General features: G+C 54.9%; 8 protein-coding genes and 1 rRNA gene. 7 read left to right on the top strand and 2 right to left on the bottom strand.

Translation table 11 applies throughout. The features are described 5' to 3' along the window. The first annotated feature begins 83 nt into the window (after positions 1–83). Positions 84–1,586 (top strand): 4-hydroxy-3-polyprenylbenzoate decarboxylase, encoded by a 1,503-nt coding sequence (gene ubiD, locus JZ655_RS20040; RefSeq protein WP_154298922.1) that lies wholly within the window; start codon positions 84–86, stop codon positions 1,584–1,586. A 30-nt stretch (positions 1,587–1,616) separates the two neighbouring features. Beyond that, a complete protein-coding gene (fre, locus tag JZ655_RS20035) occupies positions 1,617–2,318 on the top strand; it encodes an NAD(P)H-flavin reductase (protein ID WP_046886552.1) in 702 nt (233 codons plus the stop codon). Between the two features lie 182 nt (positions 2,319–2,500). Here the strand turns inward: fre and fadA are convergent, their stop codons facing one another. Next, positions 2,501–3,664 (bottom strand): acetyl-CoA C-acyltransferase FadA, encoded by a 1,164-nt coding sequence (gene fadA, locus JZ655_RS20030; RefSeq protein WP_207292586.1) that lies wholly within the window; start codon positions 3,662–3,664, stop codon positions 2,501–2,503. A gap of 9 nt (positions 3,665–3,673) precedes the next feature. After that, a complete protein-coding gene (fadB, locus tag JZ655_RS20025; RefSeq protein WP_207292585.1) occupies positions 3,674–5,863 on the bottom strand; it encodes a fatty acid oxidation complex subunit alpha FadB in 2,190 nt (729 codons plus the stop codon). Positions 5,864–6,052: 189 nt separating this feature from the next. On the opposite strand from fadB, the gene pepQ reads away from it, so the two are divergent. The 5 genes from pepQ to JZ655_RS20000 all read left to right on the top strand — a co-directional run bounded on the left by pepQ (position 6,053) and on the right by JZ655_RS20000 (position 11,972). Continuing rightward, positions 6,053–7,384 carry a Xaa-Pro dipeptidase gene (gene pepQ / locus JZ655_RS20020; RefSeq protein WP_046886554.1) on the top strand — a complete coding sequence of 444 codons (1,332 nt, stop codon included), beginning with the start codon at positions 6,053–6,055 and terminating at the stop codon, positions 7,382–7,384. Then, positions 7,384–7,998 carry an IMPACT family protein gene (locus JZ655_RS20015; protein WP_207293889.1) on the top strand — a complete coding sequence of 205 codons (615 nt, stop codon included), beginning with the start codon at positions 7,384–7,386 and terminating at the stop codon, positions 7,996–7,998. Before pepQ ends, JZ655_RS20015 begins: the two co-directional genes overlap by 1 nt. A 40-nt stretch (positions 7,999–8,038) precedes the next feature. Next, entirely contained in the window at positions 8,039–9,490 is a 1,452-nt protein-coding gene (gene trkH / locus JZ655_RS20010) for a Trk system potassium transporter TrkH (RefSeq protein WP_046886556.1), read from the top strand. Positions 9,491–9,502: 12 nt separating this feature from the next. Next, on the top strand, positions 9,503–10,036 hold the full coding sequence (hemG, locus tag JZ655_RS20005) for a menaquinone-dependent protoporphyrinogen IX dehydrogenase (protein WP_207292584.1): 534 nt from the start codon (positions 9,503–9,505) through the stop codon (positions 10,034–10,036). Positions 10,037–10,432: 396 nt separating this feature from the next. Beyond that, positions 10,433–11,972: ribosomal RNA gene (locus JZ655_RS20000) — 16S ribosomal RNA — on the top strand. The last annotated feature ends 5 nt before the right edge of the window (positions 11,973–11,977 follow it).

Here is an 11,977-nt window from a genome sequence, read left to right as displayed (position 1 = left end):
GGTGAAACTTCACGCTAATTTAACAAAAATACAGCATCACGCGGTCTTACGCCGTATAATGAAGCGCTTACCGAGAGGCCAAGATTAACTGCATGAAATACAACGATCTACGCGACTTCCTGGCGCTGCTGGAAAAGCAGGGCGAACTCAAACGTATTACGCTTCCTGTTGATCCGTATCTGGAAATGACAGAAATTGCCGACCGCACCCTGCGTGCTGGTGGCCCGGCGCTATTGTTCGAAAACCCGAAAGGCTATGACATGCCTGTGCTGTGTAACCTTTTTGGGACGCCAAAGCGCGTGGCGATGGGCATGGGGCAAGAGGATGTCAGCGCGTTGCGTGAAGTGGGTAAATTGCTGGCCTTCTTAAAAGAGCCAGAGCCGCCGAAAGGTTTTCGCGACCTTTTCGACAAGCTGCCGCAGTTTAAGCAAGTATTAAACATGCCAACCAAACGGCTGCGTGGCGCCCCCTGCCAGCAGAAAGTCCTCGAAGGCGATGCGGTTGACCTGACGCGTATTCCTATCATGCAGTGCTGGCCAGAAGATGCCGCTCCGCTGATCACCTGGGGTCTGACGGTTTCTCGCGGCCCGCATAAAGAACGCCAGAATCTGGGGATTTATCGCCAGCAGTTAATCGGTAAAAATAAACTCATTATGCGCTGGCTGTCGCATCGCGGCGGCGCGCTGGATTTCCAGGAGTGGTGCGAGGCCCATCCGGGTGAACGATTCCCGGTCTCGGTGGCGCTGGGTGCGGATCCAGCTACCATTCTCGGTGCGGTGACGCCAGTTCCTGATACGTTATCTGAATATGCGTTTGCGGGCCTGTTGCGCGGTACCAAAACCGAAGTGGTAAAGTGTATTTCCAACGATCTCGAAGTCCCCGCCAGCGCTGAAATTGTGCTGGAAGGTTACATCGAGCCGGGGGAGATGGCCCCTGAAGGGCCCTACGGGGACCATACGGGTTATTACAACGAAATCGATCATTTCCCGGTATTTACCGTTACGCACATTACCCAGCGTGAAGATGCGATTTATCACTCGACCTATACCGGCCGCCCACCGGATGAACCGGCGGTACTGGGAGTGGCATTAAACGAAGTCTTTGTGCCGATCCTGCAAAAGCAGTTCCCGGAAATTGTCGATTTTTATCTACCGCCTGAAGGCTGCTCGTATCGCCTGGCCGTAGTAACCATTAAGAAGCAGTATGCGGGTCACGCTAAACGGGTGATGATGGGCGTATGGTCTTTCCTGCGCCAGTTTATGTATACCAAGTTTGTGATCGTCTGCGATGATGACGTCAACGCCCGCGACTGGAATGACGTGATCTGGGCCATTACGACCCGTATGGATCCGGCGCGCGATACCGTGTTAGTGGAAAACACGCCAATTGATTACCTGGACTTTGCCTCGCCGGTTTCCGGCCTTGGCTCAAAAATGGGACTGGATGCCACAAATAAATGGCCCGGCGAAACCCAGCGTGAATGGGGTCGACCGATTAAAAAGGATCCTGAGGTGACTGCGCGAATCGACGCGATCTGGGATGAACTGGCCATAATGAATAACGGTTCCCACGAATCCGACCGTTAAGCCCTATAGACTTCCCGACAGAGAGAGCGAATGACAATCTTAAGCTGTAAAGTGAACTCGGTAGACGCGATAACCGACACTGTATATCGCGTCCGTTTAGTACCAGAAGCGCCTTTCTCGTTCCGCGCTGGCCAGTATTTGATGGTCGTGATGGATGAGCGGGATAAGCGCCCCTTCTCAATGGCCTCGACGCCAGCTGAGCAGGAGTTTATCGAGCTGCACATCGGCGCGTCTGAGCTCAATCTGTATGCGATGGCCGTCATGGATCGCATTCTGAAAGAGAGCGAGATTGAGATTGATATTCCTCACGGTGAAGCCTGGCTGCGTGATGACGAAGAGCGTCCGCTGATTCTGATTGCCGGCGGCACTGGTTTCTCTTACGTGCGCTCTATTCTGCTGACGGCGTTAGCGCGTAACCCTGACCGCGACATCACCATCTACTGGGGCGGCCGCGAAGAAAAACATCTGTACGATCTCTCCGAGCTGGAAGCGTTAAGCGTTAATCATCCAGGCCTTCGCGTTGAGCCCGTAGTCGAGCAGCCGGAAGAGGGCTGGCGGGGTCGTAACGGCACCGTACTGACCGCCGTGCTGCAGGATTACACCACGCTTGCGGAGCATGATATCTATATTGCTGGCCGTTTCGAGATGGCGAAGATTGCCCGTGACCTGTTCTGTAATGAGCGCGGTGCGCGTGAAGATCGCCTGTTCGGCGATGCCTTTGCGTTTATCTAAATAAAAAAACCCGCCCCTGACAGGCGGGAAAACGGCAACTAAACCTTGCCCCCTCATCATTCACGCTGCCTTTTTGTTGGCTATCTTCGCTTACCCCGGTCATAGCGTTAACGAGATGACCGGGGATTCGCTCCGTTGCCGCCGTGATGCAGCGCGAATGAACCAGGGGAGTTATCTTCTGATTACACCCTCTCAAACACAGTTGCGATCCCCTGACCTAAGCCGATACACATGGTAGCCAGACCAAACTGTGCATCTTTGCGTTCCATCAGGTTCAACAGCGTGGTGCTGATACGGGCGCCGGAACAACCCAGCGGGTGACCGAGCGCGATCGCGCCGCCATTGAGGTTGATCTTCTCGTCAATCTGCTCCATCAACCCCAGATCTTTAATGCACGGCAGGATCTGGGCGGCGAAGGCTTCGTTCATCTCAAACAGGTCAATATCGCTGGCCGACAACCCGGCTTTTTTCAACGCCAGTTTTGAGGCCGGTACCGGGCCGTAACCCATAATTGACGGGTCGCAACCTACCACCGCCATTGAGCGGATACGCGCGCGGGGTTTCAGGCCCAGTTCGCGGGCGCGGCTTTCGCTCATCACCAGCATGGCGGCAGCGCCGTCAGAGAGGGCAGAGGACGTGCCAGCCGTCACGGTACCTGTCACCGGGTCAAACGCCGGACGCAGCGTGGAAAGTGCCTCAACGGTGGTTTCCGGGCGGATCACTTCATCGTGGAAAAACTGTTTCAGCACGCCGTCGGCATCGTGACCGCATGTCGGCACAATCTCGTTCTTGAATGCGCCGGATTGCGTCGCAGCCCAGGCGCGGGCGTGGGAGCGTGCGGCGAAGGTATCCTGCATTTCCCGACTAATGCCATGAAGGCGCGCCAGCATTTCAGCCGTCAGGCCCATCATGCCCGCCGCTTTTGCCACGTTACGACTCATGCCGGGGTGAAAATCAACACCGTGGCTCATCGGCACGTGGCCCATGTGTTCTACGCCGCCAATCATGCACGCCTGGGCATCGCCAGTCATAATCATGCGTGCCGCGTCATGCAGGGCCTGCATTGACGAGCCACACAGGCGGTTTACGGTTACCGCCGGTACGGAGTGGGGAATTTCGGCCAGCAGGGCGGCGTTACGCGCAATATTAAAACCCTGCTCCAGCGTCTGCTGCACACAGCCCCAGTAGATATCGTCGAGGGAGGCGGCTTCCAGCGCCGGGTTGCGCGCCAGCAGGCTACGCATCAGATGCGCGGAGAGATCTTCCGCGCGCACGTTACGAAATGCACCGCCTTTCGAACGGCCCATCGGGGTACGGACTGCATCGACAATGACAACCTGTTCCATTGTGACTCCTTAAGCCGTTTTCAGTTCGCCAACCGGACGGGCAGGCTCAACCGGGGGATAGTAGGGTTCGTTATGGCGTGCTTTGGTGCGTAGACCTTCCGGCACCTCATACAGCGCACCGAGGTGCTGATACTGCTGCGCCATATCGAGATATTTCGCGCTACCAATGGTATCCAGCCAGCGGAATGCCCCGCCGTGGAAGGGAGGGAAGCCCAGGCCATAGACCAGCGCCATATCTGCCTCTGCCGGGCTGGCGATGATGCCCTCTTCGAGGCAGCGCACCACTTCGTTGACCATCGGGATCATCATTCGCGCGATAATCTCTTCGTCGCTAAAATCACGCTTCGGCTGGCTAACATCAGCCAGCAGGCTATCTACAGCGGCATCTTCTTCTTTCTTCGGTTTGCCCTTGCTGTCTTCTTTATAGCGCCAGAAGCCCAGGCCGTTTTTCTGACCAAAGCGATTGGCATCAAACAGCGCGTCAATCGCGTCGCGGTAATCTTTCTGCATACGTTGCGGGAAGCCCGCTGCCATCACGGCCTGCGCATGATGTGCGGTATCGATGCCCACCACGTCTAGCAGGTAAGCCGGGCCCATAGGCCAGCCAAACTGTTTTTCCATGACTTTATCGACCTTGCGGAAATCCGCACCGTCGCGCAGCAGCTGACTAAAACCGGCAAAGTAAGGGAACAGAACGCGGTTAACAAAGAAGCCAGGGCAGTCATTCACTACGATCGGGGTTTTGCCCATTTTGCTGGCCCAGGCCACCACTTTGGCGATGGTCTCGTCAGAGGTCTTCTCCCCGCGAATCACTTCGACCAGCGGCATACGGTGCACCGGGTTAAAGAAGTGCATCCCACAGAAATTCTCCGGGCGCTTCAGCACGCTGGCCAGTTCACTAATGGGGATCGTCGAGGTATTGGAGGCCAGCACGGTATCCGGGCGAACTTTCTCTTCGGTTTCGGCCAGCACCGCTTTTTTGACTTTCGGGTTTTCGACGACCGCTTCAACGACCACGTCTACACGGTCGAAGCCGCTATATTCCAGCGTGGGATGGATGGTTGAAATTACGCCGGAGAGTTTTAGCCCGTCGATTTTGCCGCGCTCGAGCTGTTTATTCAGCAGCTTGGCGGCTTCGGTCATCCCCAGCGTCAGGGATTTATCATTAATGTCTTTCATTACTACCGGTACGCCTTTCCAGGCGGACTGATAAGCGATGCCACCGCCCATAATGCCTGCGCCGAGTACCGCCGCCTGTTTTGGCGTCTCAACGTGTTTGGTCAGCTGTTTAGCCTTGCCTTTAACGAACTGATCGTTGAGGAAAATCCCGACCAGCGCACGGGCTTCATGGGTATGCGCCAGCGGCACAAAGCTCTGGTTTTCCAGCTTCAGGGCCTCTTCACGGCCCAGGCGTGCAGCGGACTCGATGGTTTTCACGGCGGTAATAGGAGCCGGGTAGTGCTTGCCCGCCGTCTGCATCACCATCCCTTTGGCGATAGTGAAGCTCATGGTGGCTTCGATTTTGCTGAGTTTTAACGGCTCCAGTTTCGGCTGGCGTTTGGCTCGCCAGTCAAGGTCGCCCTTGATGGCCTGACACAGGATGCTAATCGCCCCCTCGCGCAGTTTTTCGGGTTTTACCACGCCGTCAACCAGGCCAATTTTCTGCGCCTGATCGGCACTGACGTCTTTACCGGCGGCGATAATTTCCAGGGCGCTATCGGCACCCAGCAGACGCGGTAAACGTACCGAACCGCCAAAGCCCGGCATGATCCCCAGCTTGGTTTCCGGCAGGCCAATGCGCAGGTCGGGTGTCGCCAGGCGATAATCGGTTGCCAGCACGCATTCGCAGCCGCCGCCCAGTGCATAGCCATTGATGGCCGAAATCGTGGGGACAGGCAGATCTTCCAGACGGTTAAAGACGCTGTTGGCAAAATGCAGCCACTGACTCAGCTGCTCTTGCGGCACCTGAAACAGGGAGAGAAATTCGGTGATATCTGCGCCGACAATAAACGCGGCCTTTTCAGAACGCAGCAGCAGACCTTTTAAATCGGTTTGTTTTTCCAGCACGTCCAGCGCGCGGCCCAGACTGGCTACCGTTGCGGTATCGAGCTTATTCACTGAGCCGGGGGCGTCGAACACCAGTTCGGCAATGCCATCATCCAGCCAGTCTACGTACAGGGTATCGCCTTTGTAGAGCATGTCGGTCTCCTGAATCCACCAAGGGGATCTGGTCATACCAGATGAAGCGGAGTGTGGGATTTGTGTTAATAAAATGCAAATTAGTCATTAAATAATTGTAGGTTCGATCACGCTCAGCGGAGATCACCCCGCCATCCAGAGGTGTGCTAAGATGCGAGAACATGGGTCAAAAAAACGAAAGGATGAATGATGGATTCACTGGCCACGCTGTATAAAAATCATATCGAAACCCTACAGGAACGTACCCGCGACGTACTGGCTCGTTTTAAGCTGGATGCACTGCTCATCCACTCTGGCGAGCTGATAAATGTCTTTCTCGACGACCACGCTTACCCGTTCAAGGTTAACCCGCAGTTTAAAGCCTGGGTGCCGGTAACTCAGGTTCCAAATTGCTGGCTATTGGTTGATGGCGTCAACAAACCGAAACTGTGGTTCTACCTGCCGGTTGATTACTGGCACAACGTAGAGCCGCTGCCCACCTCCTTCTGGACTGAAGAGGTCGAGGTGATCGCGCTGCCGAAAGCGGACGGCATTGGCAGCCAGTTACCTGCAGGACGTGGCAATATTGCTTATATCGGCCCGGTGGCTGAACGCGCGCTGGGACTGGATATCGCAGCAGACAAGATCAACCCGAAAGGGGTGCTGGATTACCTGCATTATTACCGCTCATATAAAACTGACTATGAGCTGGCCTGCATGCGTGAAGCGCAGAAAACAGCGGTTAATGGCCATCGCGCGGCGCACGAAGCCTTCCTTTCCGGTATGAGCGAGTTTGATATCAACCTGGCTTACCTTACGGCTACTGGCCACCGTGATATCGATGTGCCTTACAGCAACATCGTGGCGCTTAACGAACATGCCTCTGTGCTGCACTACACCAAACTGGATCACCGCGCGCCGTCTGAAATCCGCAGCTTCCTGCTGGATGCCGGAGCAGAATATAACGGTTACGCCGCGGATCTTACCCGTACGTGGGCCGCGAACGGTGATACCGACTTTGCGCAGCTGATTAAAGACGTTAACGATGAGCAACTGGCGTTGATCGGCACGATGAAAGCGGGCGTTAATTACGTGGACATTCACATCCAGTTCCATCAACGCATTGCGAAGTTGCTGCGTAAACATCAGATTGTGAATGACATCAGCGAAGAGGCGATGGTTGAAAACGACCTCACCGGGCCATTTATGCCGCACGGCATCGGCCACCCGCTGGGTCTGCAGGTCCATGATGTTGCTGGCTTTATGCAGGATGACACCGGTACCCATCTGGCTGCGCCATCGAAATATCCTTACCTGCGCTGCACCCGAATTATGCAGCCGCGCATGGTGCTAACCATCGAGCCGGGTATCTACTTTATTGATTCGCTGCTGGCGCCATGGCGTGAAGGGCAGTTCAGCAAGCATTTCAACTGGCAGAAAATCGAAGCGCTGAAGCCGTTTGGCGGTATTCGTATCGAAGATAACGTGGTGATCCACGAAAACGGTACCGAAAACATGACGCGAGATCTGAAGCTGGCGTGATGGAGAGCTGGCTGATACCGGCGTCGCCGGTCACCTTCGTAGAAGAGATCAAAAAAAGCCGTTTCATTACGCTGTTGGCCCATACCAATGGCGTAGAGGCGGCAAAAGCCTTTGTTGAGTCGGTCAGAGCTGAGCATCCCGACGCGCGTCACCACTGTGTGGCATGGGTTGCGGGGCCGCCAGACGACTCGCAGCAGTTGGGGTTCTCTGATGATGGTGAACCGGCAGGGACAGCCGGCAAACCGATGCTCTCGCAGTTGATGGGCAGCGGCATCGGCGAAATCACCGCCGTCGTGGTGCGTTACTACGGCGGCGTGCTTTTAGGTACCGGTGGTCTGGTTAAAGCCTACGGGGGTGGCGTGCAGCAAGCGCTGAATCAACTCGCAACGACCCGCAAAACGCCGCTGACCGAATATACTTTATTGTGTGATTACGCCCAGCTATCCGGCATCGAATCGCTGCTGAGGCTCTCTCAGGGCATCATAGTGCAGAGTGAATACCAGGCGACAGTACAGTTGCGTGTAGCGCTTCCTCAGGCGGAACTGGCGACATTTTCAGCAAAGCTGGCTGATTTTAGTCGTGGTTCGTTGCAATTACTGCCGATTGAAGAATAATCCCCACCTTACTTATTGAATACCTAAGGAAGCGGCAGAAATGCATTTTCGCGCCATAACCCGAATCGTTGGATTGCTGGTCATACTCTTTTCCGGGACGATGATCCTGCCCGGACTGGTGGCGCTTATCTACCGGGATGGTGCAGGCCGCGCCTTTACCCAGACCTTTTTTGCCGCGCTGGTGATTGGCTCCGTTCTCTGGTGGCCGAACCGTCGTGAAAAAGGTGAACTGAAATCCCGTGAAGGGTTCCTGATAGTGGTGCTGTTCTGGACCGTGCTGGGTAGCGTAGGTGCGCTGCCCTTTATCTTTTCTGAACAGCCGAACCTCACCATTACCGATGCGTTCTTTGAATCATTCTCCGGGTTGACCACCACCGGTGCCACCACGCTGGTAGGGCTGGACTCGTTACCCCATGCCATCCTCTTCTATCGCCAGATGCTGCAATGGTTCGGCGGGATGGGAATCATCGTGTTAGCGGTAGCAATACTGCCTATTCTGGGCGTGGGGGGGATGCAGCTTTACCGGGCGGAGATGCCCGGTCCGCTGAAAGATAACAAGATGCGCCCGCGTATTGCCGAAACGGCAAAAACCTTGTGGCTTATCTACGTTTTACTGACTGTTGCCTGCGCGCTGGCCTTGTGGTTTGCCGGCATGCCCGCGTTTGATGCCATTGGCCACAGCTTTGCGACTATCGCCATTGGTGGCTTCTCTACACATGACGCCAGCGTCGGCTATTTCGATAGCCCGACTATCAACACGATTATCGCTATCTTCCTGCTGATCTCCGGCTGTAACTATGGCCTGCACTTCTCTTTACTGAGCGGACGCAGTCTGAAGGTCTACTGGCGTGACCCGGAATTTCGCATGTTTATTGGCGTGCAACTGACGCTGGTGGCGATCTGCACCTCGGTATTGTGGCTGCACAACGTTTATAACTCGGCGCTAACGACGCTTAACCAGGCATTCTTCCAGGTGGTGTCGATGGCGACCACGGCCGGGTTCACCACCGACAGCATTGCACGCTGGCCGCTATTCTTGCCGGTGCTGCTGCTCTGTTCTGCCTTTATCGGTGGCTGCGCCGGCTCAACGGGCGGTGGCCTGAAAGTGATCCGCATTCTTTTGCTGTTCAAGCAGGGGAACCGTGAACTGAAGCGCCTGGTCCACCCGAACGCGGTTTACAGCATCAAGCTCGGTAACCGCGCGCTGCCAGAGCGTATCCTCGAAGCGGTGTGGGGCTTCTTCTCTGCCTATGCGCTGGTCTTTATTGTCAGCATGCTGGCCATTATCGCCACCGGCGTGGATGACTTCTCGGCGTTTGCCTCAGTGGTGGCAACGCTGAACAACCTGGGACCAGGACTCGGCGTCGTGGCAGATAACTTTGCCAGCATGAATCCGGTGGCGAAGTGGATCCTGATTGCCAACATGTTGTTTGGTCGTCTTGAAGTCTTTACGCTGTTGGTGCTATTTACCCCAACTTTCTGGCGCGAGTAAGGGAGCCATTTTTTGAAAACGTTAATTCTTTTCTCTACCCGTGATGGTCAGACGCGCGAGATTGCGCATTATCTGGCTTCAGAATTACAAGAGCAGGGCGTGGATGCTGACGTGATGAATCTCAACCGAACCCAGGAGATTACCTGGCAGGCGTATGACCGCGTGGTTATCGGAGCGTCTATCCGCTACGGGCACTTCCACCCGGCACTCGATCGCTTTGTGAAAAAGCACGCGGCGACGTTAAGCAGTATGCCTGGTGCGTTCTATTCCGTGAATCTTGTGGCTCGCAAGCCTGAGAAGCGTACTCCACAAACGAATAGCTATACACGTAAGTTCCTGCTGAACTCTCCCTGGCAGCCGCAGCTGTGTGCTGTCTTTGCCGGGGCCTTGCGTTACCCGCGCTATCGCTGGTACGACCGTTTTATGATTCGTCTTATTATGAAGATGACCGGCGGTGAAACGGATACGCGTAAAGAGGTGGTGTATACCGACTGGCAGCAAGTGACCGGTTTTGCCCGCGAAATTGCCCAATTAAACGGCAATTAGTGGTTAAAATAAGCGTTAAGAATGAAAAATGAGCGAACGAAAAGTTTTTTGTATTTTCTGCTTGTCACCGCCGAAGAACTCCCTATAATGCGCCTCCACTGACACGGAACAACGGCAAGCAAGCCGCCGGGTCAGAAGGGTTCTCCCGCTGAGGCGGTTGAAGAATCCCGGAGAAAAGCAAAATAATTGCTTGACTCTGAAGCGGGAAAGCGTAATATGCACACCCCGCGCCGCAGCGAAAAACGAAGCGGCACTGCTCTTTAACAATTTATCAGACAATCTGTGTGGGCACTCAAAGTGACATGGATTCTTAATGTCTTCGGACAATAAATGAATACCAAGTCTCTGAGTGAACACGTAATTCATTACGAAGTTTAATTCACGAGCATCAAACTTAAATTGAAGAGTTTGATCATGGCTCAGATTGAACGCTGGCGGCAGGCCTAACACATGCAAGTCGGGCGGTAACACAGGGAGCTTGCTCCTGGGTGACGAGCGGCGGACGGGTGAGTAATGTCTGGGAAACTGCCTGATGGAGGGGGATAACTACTGGAAACGGTAGCTAATACCGCATAACGTCGCAAGACCAAAGAGGGGGACCTTCGGGCCTCTTGCCATCAGATGTGCCCAGATGGGATTAGCTAGTAGGTGGGGTAATGGCTCACCTAGGCGACGATCCCTAGCTGGTCTGAGAGGATGACCAGCCACACTGGAACTGAGACACGGTCCAGACTCCTACGGGAGGCAGCAGTGGGGAATATTGCACAATGGGCGCAAGCCTGATGCAGCCATGCCGCGTGTATGAAGAAGGCCTTCGGGTTGTAAAGTACTTTCAGCGAGGAGGAAGGCATTAAGGTTAATAACCTTGGTGATTGACGTTACTCGCAGAAGAAGCACCGGCTAACTCCGTGCCAGCAGCCGCGGTAATACGGAGGGTGCAAGCGTTAATCGGAATTACTGGGCGTAAAGCGCACGCAGGCGGTCTGTCAAGTCGGATGTGAAATCCCCGGGCTCAACCTGGGAACTGCATTCGAAACTGGCAGGCTAGAGTCTTGTAGAGGGGGGTAGAATTCCAGGTGTAGCGGTGAAATGCGTAGAGATCTGGAGGAATACCGGTGGCGAAGGCGGCCCCCTGGACAAAGACTGACGCTCAGGTGCGAAAGCGTGGGGAGCAAACAGGATTAGATACCCTGGTAGTCCACGCCGTAAACGATGTCGACTTGGAGGCTGTTCCCTTGAGGAGTGGCTTCCGGAGCTAACGCGTTAAGTCGACCGCCTGGGGAGTACGGCCGCAAGGTTAAAACTCAAATGAATTGACGGGGGCCCGCACAAGCGGTGGAGCATGTGGTTTAATTCGATGCAACGCGAAGAACCTTACCTACTCTTGACATCCACGGAACTTAGCAGAGATGCTTTGGTGCCTTCGGGAACCGTGAGACAGGTGCTGCATGGCTGTCGTCAGCTCGTGTTGTGAAATGTTGGGTTAAGTCCCGCAACGAGCGCAACCCTTATCCTTTGTTGCCAGCGGTCCGGCCGGGAACTCAAAGGAGACTGCCAGTGATAAACTGGAGGAAGGTGGGGATGACGTCAAGTCATCATGGCCCTTACGAGTAGGGCTACACACGTGCTACAATGGCGCATACAAAGAGAAGCGACCTCGCGAGAGCAAGCGGACCTCATAAAGTGCGTCGTAGTCCGGATTGGAGTCTGCAACTCGACTCCATGAAGTCGGAATCGCTAGTAATCGTAGATCAGAATGCTACGGTGAATACGTTCCCGGGCCTTGTACACACCGCCCGTCACACCATGGGAGTGGGTTGCAAAAGAAGTAGGTAGCTTAACCTTCGGGAGGGCGCTTACCACTTTGTGATTCATGACTGGGGTGAAGTCGTAACAAGGTAACCGTAGGGGAACCTGCGGTTGGATCACCTCCTTACCTTA

It is taken from the genome of Leclercia pneumoniae, assembly GCF_017348915.1.
In the GTDB taxonomy this organism is placed as follows: Bacteria; Pseudomonadota; Gammaproteobacteria; order Enterobacterales; family Enterobacteriaceae; genus Enterobacter; species Enterobacter pneumoniae.
The sequence above is the reverse complement of the archived record's forward strand: the minus strand, read 5'-3'. Positions and strand labels throughout refer to the sequence as shown.